The organism is Streptomyces odontomachicola, from assembly GCF_039605595.1.
Classification (GTDB): Bacteria; Actinomycetota; Actinomycetes; order Streptomycetales; family Streptomycetaceae; genus Streptomyces.
Window position 1 is genome coordinate 131,617 of sequence record NZ_JBCFOK010000017.1, and the last position, 20,339, is coordinate 151,955.

The following is a 20,339-nucleotide window of genomic DNA, read 5'->3' on the forward strand; positions in this document are numbered from 1 at the left end:
CGTGTGTGGTCGCTTCCCGCCGCGGCGGGATGCGGGTGGTTGCGCCCGCCTCGTGAGTCACGGGCCGCCCTACGACGCTCCGCGCCTCCGGCCGGCCCTTGCTCCGGGCTGTGGGCGGACGCCGGTTGAGTACGAGGGATCGCGGTCCGTGGGAGACGGGCCGCGCGGTGCGGCGCGGGCGAGTACAACCTGTGCGCGCGGTCCGGCTTCGCGGGGCTGATGGGCGACGGCGGGCTCGCGGAGTACGCGACGGTGCCCGCGTACATGGCGCACCCGCTTCCCGACGGCGTACCGCTGGAGCAGGCCGCGCTCTTCGAGCCGGCCTCGGTGGCGCTGCACGCGCTGCGGCGGTCGGGCGCCGGCCGGCCCCGGCGACTCGCTCGCCGTCCTCGGGCTGGGGCCCGTGGGCCGACACCTATCCGGAACTCGTGCGCCTCGTCGCCGAGGAGGGCGTGGACCTCGCCCGGATCGTCAGCGCGGTGCTCCCGCTGGAGGAGGTGGTGGAACGCGGGTTCGCGGCGGAGCCGGAGGGCGGGCACCTCAGGCTGCTGGTGGCGCCGGGAGGTTGAGGAGCGGGAGGGGCGGGTGCGCCGCCCATTGAGGGGCGCGGCCGCGCGGATTACCCTCGCCGCGTAGCCGTCCGGGCCGCCGCCGAGGAGGCCGCGATGACCGCGCACGCCGTGCAGGTGCTCTCCCGGGTGTCCACCGACGCCGTGCCGCCGGGCGAGCGCGTGGACTTCTGGGAGGAGCACAACCGCCGCGCCCTGGTGGGCCTCGCCTGCTCCCCGTACGCGGACGGCGGGCTGAGCGCGCGGCAGACCAACCTCCGCTTCGGCGCGCTGCGGCTGGCGGACATCCGGGGCAACGAGCACGTCATCGAGCGCACGCCGGGCATCTGCCGGCGGCTGCCCAAGGACTCCGTCTTCGCCTCGCTGGTGCTGAGCGGCGAGGCGGTCTTCTACCACGGGAGCGGCTGCCTGACGCTGGGCGCCGGCGACCTGGCGCTGTACGACACCCGGGGCCCGTACCTCTTCGGATTCGCCTCCGCCATGCGGCAGTTGCTGGTCGACGTGCCGGCCGCGCTCTTCCGCGAGCGGTGCGCGGCGGAGGTCCCGGAGCCGCTGCGCTTCCGCGGCGGCGGTACGGGGCCGGGTACGAGGCCGGGTACGGGGTCCGGCGCGGGCGAAGGGGCCGTGCTGGACGCGCTGCGCGGCGCGCTGGAGCGGGTCGCCGGGGGCGGGGCGGAACCCGGCACCGACGGCGTCGTGCTCGACCTGCTGCGCACGCTGGTCACCTCGCGCTCGGGCGGCCCGGCCGCGCCTCCCCCGCTGGCGGCCGCGTACGCCTATGTCGAGCGGCACTTGGGCGACCCCGGGCTCTCGGTGCCGCGGGTCGCGGCGGCCGCCGGGGTCTCCGAGCGGCACCTCGGGCGGCTGTTCGCGGCCTCGGGCAGTACGCCGGGGCGGCACATCCTGCACCGGCGGCTGGACGAGGCGTACCGCGAACTGTCCGCAGCGCGCGGCGGGTTCGGCACCGTCGCGGCGCTCGCGCACCGCTGGGGCTTCGCGACGCACGCGCATTTCACGCGCAGCTTCCGCGAGAGGTTCGGCCGCACGCCCGGCGAGGTACGCACGCCGTAGCGCGTCAGGGGCACGGTGGGGGACGCGCCGGCACGGCGCCCGGCGGAGCGCACTTCGCAACGGGTCGTACGGGCTTGCCCGCGCTCCCCCACGACGGCCCTCCGGCACGTAGCGTGGACCTGCGAACATCGAGCGAGGAGGAGAAGCCTCATGCGGCTGGGGATCACCGGGCACCGCGGACTGCCGGAGAAGACAGAGCAGTTGGTGCGGGAGGCGCTGGCCGAGCTGGTGCGGGAGTACGAGCCCGGGAAGCTGACCGGAGTGAGCTGTCTGGCGGAGGGGCCGGACACCTGGTTCGCCGAGGCGGTGCTGGAGCACGGCGGGAAGATCGAGGCGGTCGTCCCCTCGCGGACCTATCGCGAAGCGCTTCCCGACCACCATGTGCCCACGTACGACCGGCTGTTGGGCCAGGCGGTGAAGGTGTACGACACCGGGCTCTCGGAGTCCAACCCGACGGCGGACATGCTCGCCAACGAGAACCTCGTGGGGCTCGTGGACGAGCTCCTCGCGGTGTGGGACGGGCGGCCCGCGCGGGCCTACGGGGGCGCGGCGGACGTGGTCGCGCACGCGGAGCGGCAGGAGGTGCGGGTGCGGCGAGTGTGGCCTGAGGGCTCTACGCGGACGTGAGCCCGCACGCTTGATCTGAACGGGGCTGCGCCCCGGGCCCCGTTCACCGTGTGGTGACGCGGGTGCCCGGGGCGCCGGTCCGCTGTGCCCACCCGTTCCGCCCCTGCGGAACGACTGCCCACAGCTTTATATGCGGGTCAGACCTTCGCAGGTTCCGGCTCTGCGGCCTCCTGCTCGGACGGCTCCTCCTCCGACTCCGACATCGTCGCCTCGTCGAAGGGGAGTTGGCCCCGGAGTACCTGGTCGACCCTCTCCGTGTCGACCTCCTTCGTCCAGGTGCCGATCAGGACCGTGGCGACCGCGTTGCCGGCGAAGTTGGTCAGCGCGCGTGCCTCGCTCATGAAGCGGTCGATGCCGACGATCAGGCCCACGCCGTCGACCAGCTCGGGGCGGTGCGACTGGAGCCCGCCCGCGAGGGTGGCCAGGCCCGCGCCGGTGACGCCCGCCGCGCCCTTGGAGGCGATGACCATGAAGACCAGCAGCGAGATCTGCTGGCCCAGCGCGAGCGGCTCGCCCATCGCCTCGGCGACGAACAGCGAGGCCATCGTGAGGTAGATGGCCGTGCCGTCCAGGTTGAAGGAGTAGCCGGTCGGCACCGTGATGCCCACGACCGGACGGCTCACGCCCAGGTGCTCCATCTTCGCGATGAGCCGCGGCAGCGCGGACTCCGAGGAAGAGGTGGAGAGGATCAGCAGGAACTCCCGGCCCAGATACTTGAGCAGCAGGAAGATGTTGACGCCCGCGAAGATCCGCAGCAGCGCGCCCAGCACCACCACCACGAACAGCAGGCAGGTCACATAGAAGCCGATCATGATGACGGCCAGCGACTTCAGCGCCGCGATGCCGGTCTCGCCGACCACGGCGGCCATCGCGCCGAACGCGCCGACGGGCGCGACCCACATGATCATGCCCAGCACGCGGAAGACCAGCTTCTGTATGTGCCCGATCCCGCGCAGCACCGGCTCGCCCGCCTTGCCCATGGCCTGCAGCGCGAAGCCGATGAGCAGCGCCACCAGCAGTGTCTGCAGCACCTCCTGCGAGGTGAAGGCGGACACCAGGGTCTTCGGGATGATCCCCATCACGAAGTCGAGGGTGCTTCCGCCGCCCTTGGCCTCGGCTGCGCCCGCCTCCCGCGCGGAGTCGCTGAGGTGCATGCCGTGGCCCGGCTCCAGGATGTTGCCGACGACCAGGCCGATGCCCAGCGCGACGGTGGACATCACCATGAAGTAGCCCAGCGCCAGGCCGCCGACCGCGCCGACCTTGGCGGCCTTCCGCACCGAGCCGATGCCCAGCACGATGGTGCAGAAGATGATCGGCGAGATCATCATCTTGATCAGGTTGACGAAGCCCTCGCCGACCGGTTTCAGCTGTTTCGCGAAGTCCGGCGCGGCGAGGCCCAGCACAATGCCGAGGATCGCCGCGGCGATGACCGCGATGTAGAGGTAGTGGGTGCGGTCCCTTTTCTTCCTCGCGGGCGCGGCGGCCTGTCCGGCCGCCGGCTGTGTCTGCTCCGACACATCGGCTCCTCGTCAGTGGGTGTTGCGGCTCCGACCCGCCGGAGTGCCGCCCCTGCCGCGCGTCCGTACGGCCGCGCGGCCACCCCGCCGCGAGTCCCGGCGACTATGCAACGCCAGGTGACCCAGGTCACGCTTTCGTGCATTACGTGCACGGAAACTTCACGTGCAAACTGTCCGAATGCGCGCCGACTCCCGTTCACCTCGCCGCATACGGCGCCCCCGCAGGCCCCGCAGCCTCGCGGGCCAGCTGTTCGCCATGCAGGTGGTGCTCGTCGCGCTGGTGGTCTCCTGCTGTGCGGCGTTCGCTTACGTAACGGACCGCATCCAGGCACGCGAGTCGGCCACCCACCGGGCCTCGGCCTGCGCCCGCGCGATCGCCGACTCGCCCTCGGTGCGCGAGGCGATACGCGAGGAACGCCGTCCGACCGTACGTCTCCAGCCGTACGCGGAACAGGTGCGCAAGGACACCGGCGTCACCTTCGTCACGATCATGGACACCCACGGCGTGCGCTGGACCCACCCGGACAGGAAGCAGATCGGCGGCCGCTTCGCCGGGCACACGGGGCCTGCCCTGAAGGGGCGGACGTTCGCCGAGACCTACACCGGCACGCTCGGCCCCTCGGTGCGCGTGGTCACCCCGATCCGCGACGGCGGCCGCATCGTCGGACTCGTCAGCGCGGGCATCACGGTGGACACCATCAGCGAGAAGCTGCGCGGACAGCTTCTGCCGCTGCTCGGCGTCGCGGGCGGCGCGCTGGCACTGGGCGGCCTCGGCACGTACGTGGTCAACGCGCGGCTGCGGCGCAGCACCCACGGCATGAACGCGGCCGAGCTGAGCCGCATGCACGACTACCACCAGGCCGCGCTGCACGCGGTCCGCGAGGGCCTGCTGATGCTGGACGGCGAGCGCAGGGTGGCGCTGCTCAACGACGCCGCGCGCGACCTCCTCGGCCTCACCGGCGACGTGGTCGGCGCCCCCGTGGACTCCCTGGGCCTGCCCGCCTCGCTGTGCCGGGCGCTCACGGCGCAGGAGCAGCGGGTGGACGAGGTGCACCTCGCGGCGACGCGGGTGCTGGTGGTGAACACCTCGCCGGTCTCGGGCGGCGAGCGCCGTGGCACGGTGGTGACGCTGCGGGACCACACCGAACTCCAGTCGCTGACCGGCGAGCTGGACTCGGTGCGCGGGTTCGCCGAGGCCCTGCGCTCGCAGGCGCACGAGGCGGCGAACCGGCTGCACACGGTCGTCTCGCTGATCGAACTCGGGCGCACGGAGGAGGCGGTGGACTTCGCCACCGAGGAACTGGAGCTCGCGCAGGAGCTGACCGACCGCGTGGTGACCGCGGTCGGCGAACCGGTGCTGGCCGCGCTGCTGCTGGGCAAGGCCGCGCAGGCCGCCGAGCGCGGGGTCGAGCTGACGGTGACCCCGGACAGCGAATGGCACGACGAGGACGCGGGCCAGACCGCGCAGGCCCTGCCCCCGCGCGAACTGGTGACGGTGCTGGGCAACCTGATCGACAACGCGGTGGACGCCGCCTCGGCCGCGCGCGGTCCCGCGCATCCGGCGGTGGACGTCACGGTGCGGGCCGAGGACGGCCGGCTGCTGCTGCGGGTCGCGGACAACGGTCCTGGGGTGCCCGCGCACGCCACCGAGGAGATCTTCGAGCGCGGCTGGTCGACCAAGCCGTCGCCCGACGGGCCGGCCCAGCCGTCGAGGGACGGGCAGCGCACGGGCGGCCCGCGGGGGCTCGGCCTGGCCCTCGTACGGCAGACCGCGTACCGGCACGGGGGCTCGGCCGAGGTGACCGGAGCGCCGGGCGGCGGCGCCGAGTTCACCGTGCGGCTGCCGCTGCCGGAGCCGGCGGCGGGAGTGCCGGACGGACGACGTACGGAGGACCCCGCGTGAGCACCGAACCCATCCAGGTCCTGGTCGTGGAGGACGACCGGGTGGCGGCCGACGCGCACGCGCAGTACGTGGCCCGGGTGCCCGGATTCGCCGTGGCGGGCGTCGCGCGCTCCCGCGCCGAGGCCGTACGCGCCCTCGACCGCACCCCCGTCGACCTGATCCTGCTCGACCTGTATCTCCCCGACGGGCACGGGCTCTCGCTGCTCCGCTCACTGCGCGGCGCGGGCCGCACCACGGACGTGTTCGCGGTGACCTCGGCCCGCGACATCGCCGTGGTGCGCGAGGGCGTGGCGCTGGGCGTGGTGCAGCACGTGCTGAAGCCGTTCACCTTCGCGACGCTCCGCGACCGGCTGCTCCAGTACGCGGAGTTCCGCAACAGCACGGCGGACGGCACCGCGACGGTCACCAGCCAGGCCGAGGTGGACCGCGCGCTCTCCGCGCTGCGCACCCCGCAACGCCCGTCGCTGCCGAAGGGGTTGAGCGCGCCCACCCTGGAGCGGGTGGTCACCGCGCTGCGCGAGGCCGGCCAGGAGGGGCTGACCGCGAGCGCCGCGGCGGCCGAACTCGGGGTCAACCGCATCACCGCGCGCCGCTATCTGGAGCACCTGGTGACGGCGGCCCGCGCCGAACGGCGGCCGCAGTACGGGCAGGTGGGGCGGCCGGAGTTCTGCTACCGCTGGCAGTTCTGAGCGGTCTGCGCCCCCGTACGCATCCCGGCGTGCCGCTCCTATTGTCTGGACCAATCCGTCCCGCTAGCGTGCCGCACCATCCGACGCACCAACCACCCCAGTTGGATGGGAGAAGCCGTGCGCTCTCGTACCCCCCACACCCACCGTGCCCGGAACAGCGAGGCCGGCCGCAGACGGAGACGCGCCGCCGGCGCCGCGGCCGTGGCCGCCGCGCTCACCGCGGCAGGGGCCTTCGCCGTCACCGCACAGGCCACACCCGAGGACAGCGCCTCGGCTCCGAGCGGGCAGCAGGGCCCGTACCTCTACCTCGGCTGGGGCAACCCGCCGGACGCGGCCGACTTCATGAAGAAGACCGGCACCAAGCAGCTCACCATGGCGTTCATCCTGGCCAAGGGCGGCTGCGACCCTGCGTGGGACGCCCAGCGCCCCCTCAAGGGCGGCGAGGACGAGAAGACCATCAAGGCCGTGCAGCAGGCGGGCGGTGACATCACGCCCTCGGTCGGCGGCTGGTCCGGCGACAAGCTCGGCGAGGCGTGCTCCAGCGCGCAGGACCTGGCCGGCGCCTACCAGAAGGTGATCGACGCGTACGGGCTCAAGTCCCTCGACGTGGACATCGAGTCGACCGAGGTGGAGAACGCGCAGGTGCGCCAGCGGGTCGTGGACGCGCTCAAGATCGTCAAGGAGAAGGACAAGGACCTCAAGGTCTATCTGACCTTCGGCACCACGCCCAAGGGCCCCAACGAGAACGGCAAGGACCTCATCGCGAAGGGCGCCAAGGCCGGGCTCGACGTGGACGGCTGGACCGTCATGCCCTTCGACTACGGCGACGGCACGACCGACATGGTGGCCGCGACCAAGGGCGCCGTGGACGGGCTGGCGAAGCAGGTCGCCGCCGCGTACGGGATCGGCACGGACGCCGCGTACGCCAAGTCCGGCTTCTCGTCCATGAACGGGATGACGGACCAGCAGGGCGAGAAGATCACTCCGGACGATTTCCAGGAGATGCTCGCCTACGCGAAGGAGAAGAAGCTGGCCAGGGTCAGCTTCTGGGCGGTCAACCGGGACCGCTCCTGCGCGGGCGGCGGCAGCCCGGGCGACTCGTGCAGCGGGATCGAGCAGCAGGAGTGGGAGTTCTCCAAGCTGCTTGCCGGATACGGGAGTTAGCCGCCGACAGGGAGGCCGTCAGGGGTTTGCGGCGCCGCGGGCGTATGCATAACAACGTTGTCACGTTGCCTGCCTGCGGCGCTGCACGGCCATTGACCACGGGCTCACGGTCGGGCCACCGTACGGTCACGCCGCAGCTCCACGTGCCGGCGGCCCGTGCGCGGCAGGCACGCGGGCCGGGCGGCCGTGGCCGAGGAGGTCATGCCAGTGCGCTCCCGCTCCCGCACCATGCACCGCCGTTCCGCTCGCCGCAGCACCCGCCGCACCGTCCCCACGCGTCGCACCGCAACGCCCCTGGCCCTCGCGCTCGCCGGGGCGCTCGCCGCCGCCGCGCTAAGCGGCTGCGGCGGGGGCAGCGGCGGCGACAAGGACACCGTCAAGATCGCCTTCAACAAGGACACCAACGCCGATGTGACGGTGCGGGACGACTTCGTCAAGAAGGTGGCGGAGGAGTTCGAGAAGACGCACAAGGGCAAGAAGGTCGAACTGGTCCCGATCCAGGCGTCCCCGCAGGACTACTACACCAAGCTTCAGCAGATGATGCGCTCCCCGCGCACCACTCCGGACGTGGTCTACGAGGACACCTTCCTCATCAACTCCGACATCAAGAGCGGCTATCTGCGCCCCCTCGACGGCTATCTGTCGAAGTGGAGGGAGTGGGGCCAGTTCGAGCCCACGGCGAAGGCCGCGGCACGGGCCGCCGACGGGAAGACGTACGGGGTGCCGGACGGCACGGACACCCGCGGGCTCTGGTTCAACAAGAAGATCTTCAAGAAGGCCGGGCTCCCCCAGGACTGGCAGCCGAAGGACTGGAACGAGGTCCTGGACGCGGCCCGCACCATCAAGAAGAAGGTCCCGGGCGTGACCCCGCTCAACGTCTTCACCGGCAAGTCGGCCGGTGAGGCCGCCGCGATGCAGGGCTTCGAGATGCTGCTCTACGGCACCGGCGAGGACCCGCTCTACGACCCGGGGGCCAAGAAGTGGGTCACCGGCAGCAAGGGCTTCCGCGACAGCCTGGACTTCGTACGGAAGGTGTACGGGGAGAAGCTCGGCCCCGACGTGAGCCAGGCGCTCAGCCCCACCATCCAGACCCGGGTCGTCACCGAGATGCTCCCCAAGGAGAAGCTCGCCATCGACCTGGACGGCTCCTGGCTGGGCCAGCAGTGGATCAAGTCGGGCGGCAGCCCGTGGCCCGGCTGGGAGAAGACCATGGGCCTGGCCAAAATGCCCACCCAGCACGGCCAGGCACCCGGCGAGGTCAGCATGTCCGGCGGCTGGACCTGGGCGATCTCCGCCAAGTCGCAGAAGCCCGACCTGGCCTGGCAGTTGATCAAGTCGCTGCAGACCAGGAAGAACGCGGTGGAGTTCTGCGTCAGCAACGCCCAGATCGCGGTGCGCAAGGACGTGGCGGCCGACCCGCGCTACAAGAGCTCGATGCCCGGCGTGAACTTCTTCACCGCCCGCGTGAAGCACAGCAACTACCGGCCCGCGCTGCCCGTCTACCCGCAGGTCTCCACCGCGATCACCGAGGCCATGGAGGGCGTGACCACAGGCGACGCCTCGGTGTCGGGGGCGGCCAAGACGTACGACGAGCAGCTCGGTTCGATCACCAGCGGGGCGGTCGTCGAGAAGTGAGCGCCGCACAGATCACCGAGCCCGCCGCTCCGGAGGCGCAGGCGACGCCGCGTCCCGAGCGACGGCGCCGGAACCCCGCGCGGTGGCTGCCGGTCGCGCCGGCCACGGCCCTGCTGCTGCTCTTCCTGCTCGGGCCCATCGGCTACTGCGCCTACATCGCCTTCACCGACCTGCGGCTGACGGGCCAGGCCTCGCCGTCCTTCGTCGGCTTCGCCAACTTCACCCGGGCCTTCGGCGATCCGGCCTTCCGCAACGCGGTGGTGCTGACCCTGGTGTTCACCGTGGTCTCCTCGCTGCTGGGGCAGAACACCCTGGGCCTCGCGCTCGCGGCGATGATGCAGCGCGCCTCGCGGGCGGTGCGCACGGTCACCGGGGCCGTGGTGATCTGCGCGTGGGTGCTGCCCGAGATCGTGGCGGGCTTCCTGCTCTACATCTTCTTCAACAAGCAGGGCACCCTGAACGCCGTGCTGGAGTGGCTCCATCTGCCCACCCAGAACTGGCTGTTCACGCTCCCCATCCTGGCCGTCTCCTTCGCCAACGTCTGGCGCGGCACCGCGTTCTCGATGCTGGTGTACTCCGCGGCGCTGTCCGGGGTGCCGCGCGAGGTGACCGAGTCGGCGGAGATGGACGGGGCGAGCCGGTGGCAGCGCATGTGGCACGTCACGCTGCCCATGATCCGCCGCTCCATCGGCACCAACCTGATGCTCAACACCCTGCAGACGCTCTCGGTGTTCGGCCTCATCTGGGCCATGACCCGCGGCGGTCCGGGCAACCGCAGCCAGACCCTGCCGGTGTTCATGTACGACCAGGCCTTCAACAAGTCCCTGATCGGCTACGGGACGGCGGTGGCGCTGCTCCTGCTGCTGGTCGGCGCGCTGTTCTCGGTGCTGTATCTGCGGCTGCTGCGCGAGGAGGTCTGAGCCGTGGCCACTCTGCTCCCGCGCCGTACCCGCGAGCGGCTGGCCGTGGACGCCGGACTGCTCGTCGTGGCGGCCGCGTTCGCGGTGCCGCTGATCTGGCTGGTGCTGGCGTCCGTCGACCCGAAGGCCTCGCTGCGCGTCGCGCTGCCCGGCTCCCCCAGCCTGGACAACTTCGACAAGGTGCTCACCGACGAGATCACCTTCACGCCGATGGCCAACAGCCTGATGCTGTGCGGCGGCGCCACCCTGCTGACGGTCGGCTGCGCCGCGCTGGCCGCCTACCCGCTCTCCCGCTACCGCTCCCGCTTCACCCGCCCCTACCTGCTGACCGTGCTGTTCACGACGTGCCTGCCGGTGACGGCCGTGATGGTGCCGGTGTACGGGCTGTTCGTGCAGGTCAACCTGATCGACACGATGTACGGGACCGGCCTTTTCCTCGCCGCCTCCCAACTCCCCTTCGCCGTCTGGCTGATGAAGAACTTCATGGACGGGGTGCCGGAGATCCTGGAGGAGGCCGCGTGGACGGACGGCGCGTCCCGCTTCCAGTCGCTGACCCGGGTGGTACTGCCGCTGATGGGACCCGGCATCGCGGTGGTGGCCATCTACAGCTTCGTGATCATGTGGGGCAACTTCTTCGTCCCCTTCATGCTCCTGCTCTCCCCCGACCAACTGCCCGCGTCCGTCAGCATCTTCACCTTCTTCGGCAGTTACGGGTCGGTGGTGTACGGGCAGCTCGCCGCGTTCTCGGTGCTCTACTCGACCCCGGTGCTGGTCCTCTACGTCCTGATCGCCCGGCGCCTGGGCGGCGGTTTCACCCTCGGCGGCGCGGTGAAGGGATGAGGCGGTGACCGAGGGCTGACCGGTGAAGGGACGGGCCCGGGCGACACCCGGTGCCGCGCGCCGGAGGCCCACGCCGATGGAGCTTCCTACGATCCTCGGGTTCGGCGGATCACACCGTAGGGCTCACCGCAAGGCCCACTTAACCTGTGCCGATGCAACACCGCCCGCCGTCACGCCGCGACGCCGCCGCACCGAGCCCGTTCGACGCGGCGGCCGCACGGCGGCTGCGCCTGGAGCTGGGCATGACCCCGGGACACGTCGCCTACGGGATGTGGGCCGCGTACGGGCTGCGGGTCGCGCCGAAGACCGTCGCCGCCTGGGAGCAGGGCGTCGGCGCCCCCGACGAGAGCCAGCTCACGGCGCTGGCCGGCGCCCTGTGGTGCGCCCCGGGCGACCTGCTGGGCAGCCCCTCGACACTGCGCGAACACCGGCTGGCGCGCGGGCTCGCGGTGCAGGACGCCGCGCTCGCAGCGGGCATCGACCGTGCCGCGTACGAACGGGCGGAGGCGACCGGCGAGTGGACCGGCACGCCCCGCCAGGCCGAAGCGCTGGCCGAGGCCCTGCGCCTGCCGCCCGACGTGCGGCTCGCGCTCACCGGCGAGGCCGGGCGGCTGGCCGACCTGCTGCGCAGCGCGGTCACCGGCCGCTGGCAGCCGTACGTGCGCCCGGTGGCGAAGCTGGTGCCGCTGCCCCGCGCCGAACTGTCGGCGGTGCTGCACGAGATGCACGGCACCTACCAGTCGGCGACGGCGGGCTCGCACGTGTGGGGCTCCCCCGACGAGGCCCCCGAGGAGGCCGCGGCACGGGGCCGCGCCTTCCTCGCGGACATCCTCGACCACTTCTGGCGGCGCGCCGGGACCGGTGAGGGGGACTCCTGACCCCGTCAGGCCTGCCGGAGCCGCTCACGGCGCTTCGCCGCGGCGTACATCGCCTGCCCTGCGGTGAGGACGGCGGTGAGGGCCAGGAACAGGACGATCAGCGGGGTGATTCTCTGGACGTCCGTGGTGACGTCGAGGCCGCCGCCGGGCTTCTCCATCACCGCGTACGTGAGGATGCCGAAGAAGCGGTCGCCCATGATGCGGACGTCCCCGGTCTCGAAACCGCCGCCCGCTGTGAACTTCAGCCACAGCAGTCCGCCGACCGTCGCCGCCACCGTGACCAGCGCTGCCGCGACGGCGCCCCGTACTGCCCAGCGTGCCTTGAACATTGCGTCTCCTCGTCTCGCATGCGACATCTCGCACCGGCTGTCCCGCATGTGCGGATTCCCTGGAGAGCAGATCAAGGCGCGGCGGCCCGCACCAAGCCAAGAACCGATCTTGTGGTGCGCTTCACTCGGAGCGTCACGGAGCCGTCACAACCGGGTGATAACCGACCCACTGAGGACAACCTGAGCAGCCCGGAACGACGCGTGCCCGCCGCGCCCCAACGGGCGCGGCGGGCACGGAAGAAGGACGTTCCCGTACGCCGCTCAGAAGACCGCTTCGGCCTCGTCCATCCGCGCCTGCGGCACGGTCTTGAGCACGGTCACCGCGTCGGCCAGCGGCGCCATCACGATGTCGGTGCCGCGCAGCGCGGTCATCTGCCCGAACTCGCCGCGGTGCGCGGCCTCCACGGCGTGCCAGCCGAAGCGGGTGGCCAGCACGCGGTCGTACGCGGTGGGGGTGCCGCCGCGCTGCACGTGGCCGAGGATGACCGGCTTCGCCTCCTTGCCGAGCCGGTGCTCCAGCTCGGTGGCCAGCATGTTGCCGATGCCGACGAACCGCTCGTGCCCGTACTGGTCGATGGTGCCCTTCTGGTACGCCATCGAGCCCACGGCCGGGCGTGCTCCCTCCGCGACGCACACGATCGCGAACTTCTTCCCGCGCGCGAAGCGTTCCTCGACCATCTTCACGAGATCGCTGATCTCGAAGGGGCGCTCCGGGATGCAGATGCCGTGCGCGCCGGCGGCCATGCCGGCCTCCAGGGCGATCCACCCCGCGTGCCGGCCCATGACCTCCACGACCATGACCCGCTGGTGCGATTCGGCGGTGGTCTTGAGGCGGTCCATGGCCTCGGTGGCGACGCCGACCGCGGTGTCGAAGCCGAAGGTGCGGTCGGTCGCGGAGATGTCGTTGTCGATCGTCTTGGGAACGCCCACGACCGGCAGGCCCGCGTCCGCCAGCATGCGCGCGGCGGTCAGCGTGCCCTCGCCGCCGATCGGGATCAGCGCGTCCAGGCCGAGGCGCTCGATCAGTTCCTCGGAGTTGTCGCAGGCGGCCTGGAGGCGGTCGCGCTCCAGCCGGGCCGAGCCGAGGATGGTGCCACCGCGGGCGAGGATGCCGGAGACCGAGTTGATGTCGAGGGGCATGTAGCGGCCGTCGAGCAGCCCCTTGAAACCGTCCTCGAAGCCGATCACCTCGTCGCCGCGGTCGTGCACGGCGCGGTGGACGACGGAGCGGATCACAGCATTCAGCCCGGGGCAGTCGCCGCCGGCGGTGAGGACTCCGATGCGCATGGGGTTCGCTTCTCCTGCTCGGTGAGGTACCTGCTGATCCAAGTGTGGGTGAGCCGATCTGACCGGGGGGATTGTTTCACGTCTTGAACGCACCCGGCACTGCCCGTCCGCTCCCCGGGCTCACCAGCGACGTTCCGGGAGGTCATGCGGGGGGCGAGCGACATATCCAGACGCGCAGGTATTGTCAAGGGTATAGGTGTGGCCATTACGGGCGCTTTTCGGCAGATTCCAGGGGGGAACCGGCCACAGGCATCGATCCGCCACGACGAGAGGGAGAGCACGCGTGACGCGCAGCGTGTACGTGACCGGCATCGGCCGGGGAGACGGCCGACAGGTCGTGGAGCTCGGAGTCATGGAGCTGTTGACGCGTCAGGTGGACCGGGTCGGGGTGTTCCGGCCGCTGGTGCACGACGGCCCGGACCGCCTGTACGACCTTCTTCGCAGCCGCTACCGGCTGACCCAGCCCGCCGGGACCGTCTTCGGCATGAGCTATGACGAGGCCATGGCGCTCCAGGCCGAGCAGGGCGTGGACGAGCTGCTGGCCCGGCTCCTGGACCGCTTTCACGCCGTGGCGAAGGACTACGAGGCGGTGCTCGTGCTCGGCACCGACTACGCCGACACCCAGCTCCCCAACGAGCTCTCCTTCAACGCCCGGCTGGCCAACGAGTTCGGCGCCGCCGTGCTGCCCGTGGTCTCGGGCCAGGACCAGGGCGCCGAGTCCGTGGTCGCCGAGGTACGCAACGCGCACCACGCCTTCACCTCGCTGGGCTGCGAGGTCGTCGCCATGATCGCGAACCGGGTGACCGGGCACGAGGCGCTGGACGCCGTGCGCGGCCTCGGCGAGGTGCTGCCCGAGCCGGTCTACGTACTCCCCGAGGAGCCCGCGCTCTCGGCCCCCACGGTCTCCCAGGTCAAGGACACGCTGGGCGCCGAGGTGCTGCTCGGCGACCACGCGGGGCTGGCGCGCGACGTGCGGGACTTCGTGTTCGGCGGTGCCCACCTGCCCACCTTCCTCCCGGCGCTGACCGAGGGCTGCCTGGTGATCACCCCGGGGGACCGGGCCGACCTCATCGTGGGCTCGCTGGCCGCGCACTCGGCGGGCTCCCCCGCGATAGCCGGCGTGCTGCTCACCCTGGACGAGTCGCCCGGCGAGCGGACCATGGAGCTGGCCGGACGCCTCGCGCCCGGCACCCCGGTGCTCTCGGTGCCCGCCGGCTCCTTCCCCACCGCCGCCGAACTCCTCACGCTGGAGGGCAAGCTGACCGCGGCCACCCCGCGCAAGGCGGAGGTCGCGCTCGGCCTGTTCGAGACGCACGTGGACACCGCGCGCCTCACCGGGCTGCTGTCGGTGAACAGGAGCGAGCGCGTCACGCCCATGATGTTCGAGCACCAGCTCGTGGAGCGGTCCCGCACGGCCCGGCGGCACATCGTGCTGCCCGAGGGCACCGAGGAGCGGGTGCTGCGCGCGGCCGAGGTGCTGCTGCGCCGGAACATCTGCGACCTGACCCTGCTCGGCGACCCGGACACGGTCCGCAAGCGCGCCGCCGAGTTCGGCATCGGCCTCGATCTGCTGGGCGAGGACGAGGTGCCGGAGAGCGGCAACGCCACGGCGCGCGCCGTGGACCCGCACACCTCGCCGCTGCGCGACCGCTTCGCGGAGCTCTACACCAAGCTGCGCTCCCACAAGGGCGTCACCTTCGAGCTGGCCTACGACGTGGTCGCGGACGTCTCGTACTTCGGCACGCTCATGGTCCAGGAGGGCCTGGCCGACGGGATGGTGTCAGGCGCCGTGCACTCCACGGCCGCGACCATCCGCCCGGCCTTCGAGGTGATCAAGACCAAGCCGGACGCCTCGATCGTCTCCTCGGTCTTCTTCATGTGCCTGGCCGACAGGGTGCTGGTGTACGGGGACTGCGCGGTCAACCCCGACCCGGACGCCGAGCAGCTCGCGGACATCGCGATCCAGTCGGCCACCACGGCCGCGCAGTTCGGCGTCGAGCCGCGCATCGCGATGCTGTCGTACTCCACCGGCACCTCAGGCTCTGGCTCCGGCGTCGACAAGGTGCGGGACGCCACCGAGCGGGTACGCGAGCGGCGCCCCGATCTGCTGGTCGAGGGCCCGATCCAGTACGACGCCGCGGTGGAGCCCTCGGTGGCCAGGACCAAGCTGCCGGACTCCAAGGTCGCCGGGCAGGCCACGGTGCTGGTCTTCCCCGACCTGAACACCGGCAACAACACCTACAAGGCGGTGCAGCGCTCGGCGGGCGCGGTGGCCGTGGGCCCGGTGCTCCAGGGCCTGCGCAAGCCGGTCAACGACCTGTCGCGCGGCGCCCTGGTCCAGGACATCGTCAACACCGTGGCGATCACCGCCATCCAGGCGCAGGGCGGGAAGGCCCCGGCGGAGACGGCCGCGCCCGGCGCCCGTACCGGCGAGGGCGACGGCACCGGCAGCGACGACGCCTGACCCCGCGACCCCGCCCCCACATACCCCCACCCCCACGTCAGAAGGCAGAACGACCCGTGAGCGACACCCGTCCATCCCGCATCCTCGTCCTCAACTCCGGCTCCTCCTCGGTCAAGTACCAGCTCATGGACATGACCGACGGCTCACGGCTGGCCGTCGGCCTGGTGGAGCGGATCGGCGAGGAGACCTCCAGGCTCCAGCACACCCCGGTGGCCACCGGGGGCGCCGAGCGCGAGCACACCGGCCGGATCGCCGACCACGAGGAGGCGCTCAAGGCGGTCGCCGAGGAGCTGAGCTCGGACGGGTACGGCCTGGACTCCCCCGAACTGGCCGCGATCGGCCACCGCGTGGTGCACGGCGGCAAGATGTTCACCCAGCCGACGCTGATCGACGACGCGGTGCTCGCCGAGATCGAGCGGCTGGTCCCGGTGGCCCCGCTGCACAACCCCGCGAACCTCACCGGCATCCGTACGGCCCAGGCGCTCAACCCGGACGTCCCGCAGGTCGCGGTCTTCGACACCGCGTTCCACTCCTCGATGCCGGAGCACGCGGCCCGCTACGCGATCGACGTGAAGACCGCCGACGAGCACCGGGTGCGCCGGTACGGCTTCCACGGCACCTCGCACGCGTACGTCTCGCGCAAGACGGCGCTGCTGCTGGGCAGGGACCCGGCCGAGACGAACGTGATCGTGCTGCACCTGGGCAACGGCGCCTCGGCCTCCGCGGTGCGCGGCGGCGAGTGCGTGGACACCTCGATGGGCCTCACCCCGCTGGAGGGCCTGGTCATGGGCACCCGCTCCGGCGACGTGGACCCCGCTGTCGTCTTCCACCTGGGCCGGGTGGCGAACATGTCGCTGGACGAGGTCGACGAGCTGCTCAACAAGAAGAGCGGGCTGTACGGCCTGTGCGGCGAGAACGACATGCGGGAGATCCGCCGCAGGATCGACGAGGGCGACGAGCAGGCGAAGCTCGCCTTCGACATCTACATCCACCGGCTGAAGAAGTACATCGGCGCCTACTACGCCGTGCTCGGCCGGGTGGACGCGATCGCCTTCACCGCGGGCGTCGGGGAGAACGCAGCCCCGGTGCGCGAGGCCGCGGTGGCGGGACTTGAGGAGCTGGGCCTCGCGGTCGACAGTGATCTCAACGCCGTACGCGGGGACGAGCCGCGGCTGATCTCCCCGGAGTACGCGCGGGTCGCGGTGGCCGTGGTACCGACGGACGAGGAGCTGGAGATCGCACAGCAGACCTTTGCCCTGGTGGGCGGCGGGCAGCAGACTGCCGCCGAGGACGGCCCGTCCGCCGGGTCCGGCGGCTGAGGCCCGCGGGCCGGGTCCGGCCTCCTCCCCGCTTCGTTCCGCCCGTAAACAAACCGATAGGATCGCCCCTATGCGCCGTTCCAAAATCGTCTGCACCCTGGGCCCGGCCGTCGACTCCTACGATCAGTTGAAGACGCTGATCGAGGCCGGCATGAACGTGGCCCGCTTCAACATGAGCCACGGGTCCCAGTCCGAACACCAGGAGCGTTACGACCGGCTCCGCAAGGCCACCGAGGAGACAGGCCGCGCGGTCGGCGTCCTCGCGGACCTGCAGGGGCCCAAGATCCGCCTGGAGACCTTCGCCGAGGGCCCCGTCGAGCTGGTCCGCGGTGAGGAGTTCACCATCACCGCCGAGGACGTCCCCGGCGACAAGACCATCTGCGGCACCACGTACAAGGGCCTGCCCGGTGACGTCACCAAGGGCGACCCGATCCTGATCAACGACGGCAACGTCGCGCTCCAGGTCATCGAGGTCGACGGTCCGCGGGTGCGGACCATCGTCATCGAGGGCGGAGTGATCTCCGACCACAAGGGCATCAACCTGCCCGGCGCGGCCGTGAACGTCCCCGCGCTGTCCGAGAAGGACGTCGAGGACCTCAAGTTCGCGCTGCGGATGGGCTGCGACATGGTCGCGCTGTCCTTCGTGCGGGACGCCGCCGACGTGCGCGACGTGCACCGCGTCATGGACGAGGTCGGCCGCCGCGTGCCGGTGATCGCCAAGGTGGAGAAGCCGCAGGCGGTCGCCAACATGGAGGAGGTCGTCGACGCCTTCGACGCGATCATGGTGGCCCGCGGCGACCTGGCGGTGGAGTACCCGCTGGAGAAGGTCCCGATGGTCCAGAAGCGTCTGGTGGAGATGTGCCGCCGGAACGCGAAGCCGGTGATCGTGGCCACCCAGATGATGGAGTCCATGATCGAGAACTCCCGCCCCACCCGCGCCGAGGCCAGCGATGTCGCCAACGCCATCCTGGACGGCGCGGACGCGGTGATGCTCTCCGCCGAGTCCTCGGTCGGCAAGTACCCGATCGAGACCGTGAAGACCATGTCGAAGATCGTCGAGGCCGCCGAGGGCGAGCTGCTCTCCAAGGGCCTCCAGCCGCTGGTGCCCGGCAAGAAGCCGCGCACCCAGGGCGGCTCGGTGGCCCGCGCCGCCTGCGAGATGGCGGACTTCCTGGACGGCAAGGCGCTGGTCGCCTTCACCAAGTCCGGCGACACGGCCCGCCGCCTCTCCCGCTACCGCGCGGCCCAGCCGATCCTCGCCTTCACCACCGACCCCTCCACCCGCAGCCAGCTCACCCTGAGCTGGGGCGTGGAGACCTTCGTGGTGCCGCACGTCGACCACACCGACGAGATGGTGGACCTGGTGGACGCCGAGCTGCTGAAGCTCCAGCGGTACGACAGCGGGGACACCATGATCATCACTGCCGGTTCGCCCCCCGGCGTGCCCGGCACCACCAACATGGTGCGGGTCCACCACCTGGGCAACGAGCAGCAGTAGGCAGCACAGGAGCGGGTCCGGCCGGCCGCGGTAGGGCGCGCCGCGGCCGGAGCCCGGAGGACCCGCGCCGGAGTCCCACGGACGGACAGACGAACGGAAGGGCCCGTCCCGCAGAAGCGGGGCGGGCCCTTCCGTGTACCGGCTCCCGGAGCGGCCTCTTATGGGCGGGGGAAGTCCGGGGGCCGGTGCGGCGGCGCGGCCGGTGTGACGGTACGCGCGCCGCCGGGAGCGGTCGGCCGTACGGGGGTCAGTGGCCGATCGTGGTGCGCAGGCCCGGCACCGTGAGGTTGCCGCCGAACTGTCCTGCCTGGGTCACCTTCACCTTGGTGAACAGCGCCTCGGGCACGTTGATCGGCGGCGGGTGCTCGGGGTCGAAGACGACCGGGATCAGGCCGAAGAGGTTCCCCTGGAGCCGCTCGGTGTACATGGTCACCTTGCCGCCGCGGATGCTGGAGTTGGAGCCCTCGGAGGCGCGCACGTGGTACTTGATGCCGCCGGGGCCCGGCACGATCTGGTGCAGGTCGCCGATGTCGAGGGAGTCCGCGGTGAACTTCAGCACCTGCTTCTTGGTGCCGTCGGCCGTGGTGACGTTGCGTACGCCCTCGTAGTTCAGGCCGTGCAGGGCGAGCTTGGAGGACTGGAGCTCGAAGGGGTCGTTGGGGAGCGTGACCGGGGTCTGCTCGTCCTTGCCGCCGGTCTTCTTCTCCTCGACGCAGGGGAACGCCTTCTTGCCGTCCTCCGAGCCGTTGGCACCGCCTGCCGTGGGCAGCTTGTCGGTGGCCTTGCCGACCTCGTCGCCGGCCTTGCCGACCTCCTTGGTCGCGTCGCCCGCCGCGTCGCCCAGCTTGTCGGTGGTGTCCTTGAGCCCGTCGCCCGCCTTGTTGACGGCGTCGCCGACCGGCTTCGTCGGGTCCTCGGCGCTCTTGGAGCCCGCGCCGGCCTGGGAATCGGAGCCGGAGTCCGAGCCGCTGCCCGCGTCCGAAGTGCCGGAGTCCGCCGAGGACTTGGCGTCGGAGTCCGACGCGTCCTGCGCCGCCTTCTCCTTCTCCTCCTTCGGCGTGAGCAGGTCGTCGAGCTTGTCCCCGACGCCCAGCGGGTCGAGCGGGTTGTCGCCCTTCTCCGAGTCCGAACCCGAGCCCGAGTCCGTACCGGAGTCGGAGCCGGTGGAGCCCTTCGGGTCCTGCGCGTCCGAGCCCGAACCCGAGTCGGAGGAACCGGAGCCGGAGTCGGACGCGCCGTCCTTCTCCTGCTTCTCCTTGGCCTCCTTGGCGGCGTCGAGGCGCTTCTTCGCCGTCTCGGCCTTCTTCTCGAGCTTCTCGCGCTCCCGCTCCTGCTTCGCCTTCTGTTCCTTCTGCTCCTTCTCGTCCTGCGCCTTCTCCTTCGCCTCGTCCCGGTCCTTCTGGGAGACGCAGGGGCCGGACTTGAAGGGGTTCTTGGGCATCGGCTTGGCGCTGGCGAGCTGCGGGGTGAGCCCCATGCCCATCAGGACAGCCGACGGCATGGCCGCGATGGCTATCGCCTTGCCCGCGGGCACATGAAACCGGTTCAACAGCGGTTTCCTGGGGGCCGCGTGGCGCGGCCCGGTTCTTCCGTTGCCGGCGTCCGGCACGGAACTCACCGGACCACCTG

17 protein-coding genes and 1 pseudogene are annotated in these 20,339 nt (G+C 71.5%); 14 read left to right on the forward strand and 4 right to left on the reverse strand.

All coding sequences use genetic code 11. The features are described 5' to 3' along the window. Nucleotides 1-138 precede the first annotated feature (138 nt). The 4 genes and pseudogenes from ABEE00_RS35895 to ABEE00_RS28040 all read left to right on the forward strand — a co-directional run. A pseudogene (locus ABEE00_RS35895) lies at nt 139-273 on the forward strand (hypothetical protein); the annotation flags it as partial. Nucleotides 274-428: 155 nt separating this feature from the next. Beyond that, complete coding sequence (locus tag ABEE00_RS28030; protein ID WP_345748485.1) at nt 429-569, forward strand: hypothetical protein; 141 nt, start codon at nt 429-431, stop codon at nt 567-569. Between the two features lie 96 nt (nt 570-665). Beyond that, a complete protein-coding gene (locus ABEE00_RS28035) occupies nt 666-1,640 on the forward strand; it encodes a helix-turn-helix domain-containing protein (RefSeq protein WP_345748486.1) in 975 nt (324 codons plus the stop codon). A 150-nt stretch (nt 1,641-1,790) separates the two neighbouring features. Continuing rightward, entirely contained in the window at nt 1,791-2,267 is a 477-nt protein-coding gene (locus ABEE00_RS28040; protein WP_345748487.1) for a hypothetical protein, read from the forward strand. A 137-nt stretch (nt 2,268-2,404) separates the two neighbouring features. Here the strand turns inward: ABEE00_RS28040 and ABEE00_RS28045 are convergent, their stop codons facing one another. Further along, nucleotides 2,405-3,784 carry a cation:dicarboxylate symporter family transporter gene (locus ABEE00_RS28045; protein WP_345748488.1) on the reverse strand — a complete coding sequence of 460 codons (1,380 nt, stop codon included), beginning with the start codon at nt 3,782-3,784 and terminating at the stop codon, nt 2,405-2,407. 178 nt (nt 3,785-3,962) lie between these two features. On the opposite strand from ABEE00_RS28045, the gene ABEE00_RS28050 reads away from it, so the two are divergent. The 7 genes from ABEE00_RS28050 to ABEE00_RS28080 all read left to right on the forward strand — a co-directional run bounded on the left by ABEE00_RS28050 (nt 3,963) and on the right by ABEE00_RS28080 (nt 11,813). Beyond that, nucleotides 3,963-5,687 carry a sensor histidine kinase gene (locus tag ABEE00_RS28050; RefSeq protein WP_345748489.1) on the forward strand — a complete coding sequence of 575 codons (1,725 nt, stop codon included), beginning with the start codon at nt 3,963-3,965 and terminating at the stop codon, nt 5,685-5,687. Continuing rightward, on the forward strand, nt 5,684-6,376 hold the full coding sequence (locus ABEE00_RS28055; RefSeq protein ID WP_345748490.1) for a response regulator: 693 nt from the start codon (nt 5,684-5,686) through the stop codon (nt 6,374-6,376). Before ABEE00_RS28050 ends, ABEE00_RS28055 begins: the two co-directional genes overlap by 4 nt. A gap of 117 nt (nt 6,377-6,493) precedes the next feature. Continuing rightward, a complete protein-coding gene (locus tag ABEE00_RS28060; protein ID WP_345748491.1) occupies nt 6,494-7,540 on the forward strand; it encodes a chitinase in 1,047 nt (348 codons plus the stop codon). 228 nt (nt 7,541-7,768) lie between these two features. Beyond that, complete coding sequence (locus tag ABEE00_RS28065) at nt 7,769-9,175, forward strand: extracellular solute-binding protein (RefSeq protein WP_345748568.1); 1,407 nt, start codon at nt 7,769-7,771, stop codon at nt 9,173-9,175. Further along, entirely contained in the window at nt 9,172-10,095 is a 924-nt protein-coding gene (locus ABEE00_RS28070) for a carbohydrate ABC transporter permease (RefSeq protein ID WP_345748492.1), read from the forward strand. The genes ABEE00_RS28065 and ABEE00_RS28070 overlap by 4 nt, the downstream gene beginning before the upstream one ends. A 3-nt stretch (nt 10,096-10,098) precedes the next feature. Further along, complete coding sequence (locus ABEE00_RS28075) at nt 10,099-10,935, forward strand: carbohydrate ABC transporter permease (protein WP_451918682.1); 837 nt, start codon at nt 10,099-10,101, stop codon at nt 10,933-10,935. Between the two features lie 152 nt (nt 10,936-11,087). Then, nucleotides 11,088-11,813 (forward strand): helix-turn-helix domain-containing protein, encoded by a 726-nt coding sequence (locus ABEE00_RS28080; RefSeq protein WP_345748493.1) that lies wholly within the window; start codon nt 11,088-11,090, stop codon nt 11,811-11,813. Nucleotides 11,814-11,818: 5 nt separating this feature from the next. Here the strand turns inward: ABEE00_RS28080 and ABEE00_RS28085 are convergent, their stop codons facing one another. Together ABEE00_RS28085 and ABEE00_RS28090 are read right to left on the reverse strand one after the other, a co-directional pair. Further along, entirely contained in the window at nt 11,819-12,142 is a 324-nt protein-coding gene (locus tag ABEE00_RS28085) for a hypothetical protein (protein ID WP_345748494.1), read from the reverse strand. Between the two features lie 261 nt (nt 12,143-12,403). Then, nucleotides 12,404-13,429, reverse strand: a complete 1,026-nt coding sequence (locus ABEE00_RS28090; protein ID WP_345748495.1) for a 6-phosphofructokinase — start codon at nt 13,427-13,429, stop codon at nt 12,404-12,406. Nucleotides 13,430-13,712: 283 nt separating this feature from the next. Here ABEE00_RS28090 and pta point away from each other — a divergent pair, with 283 nt between their 5' ends. The 3 genes from pta to pyk all read left to right on the forward strand — a co-directional run bounded on the left by pta (nt 13,713) and on the right by pyk (nt 18,710). Then, on the forward strand, nt 13,713-15,893 hold the full coding sequence (pta, locus tag ABEE00_RS28095) for a phosphate acetyltransferase (protein ID WP_345748496.1): 2,181 nt from the start codon (nt 13,713-13,715) through the stop codon (nt 15,891-15,893). Nucleotides 15,894-15,949: 56 nt separating this feature from the next. Then, nucleotides 15,950-17,212 (forward strand): acetate kinase, encoded by a 1,263-nt coding sequence (locus tag ABEE00_RS28100; RefSeq protein WP_345748497.1) that lies wholly within the window; start codon nt 15,950-15,952, stop codon nt 17,210-17,212. Between the two features lie 70 nt (nt 17,213-17,282). Further along, nucleotides 17,283-18,710, forward strand: a complete 1,428-nt coding sequence (pyk, locus tag ABEE00_RS28105; protein WP_345748498.1) for a pyruvate kinase — start codon at nt 17,283-17,285, stop codon at nt 18,708-18,710. 247 nt (nt 18,711-18,957) lie between these two features. Here pyk and ABEE00_RS28110 read toward each other — a convergent pair whose 3' ends face one another. Then, the gene (locus ABEE00_RS28110; protein ID WP_345748499.1) at nt 18,958-20,259 is read right to left on the reverse strand and encodes a hypothetical protein; all 1,302 of its coding nucleotides are present in this window, start codon (nt 20,257-20,259) and stop codon (nt 18,958-18,960) included. Between the last annotated feature and the right edge of the window lie 80 nt (nt 20,260-20,339).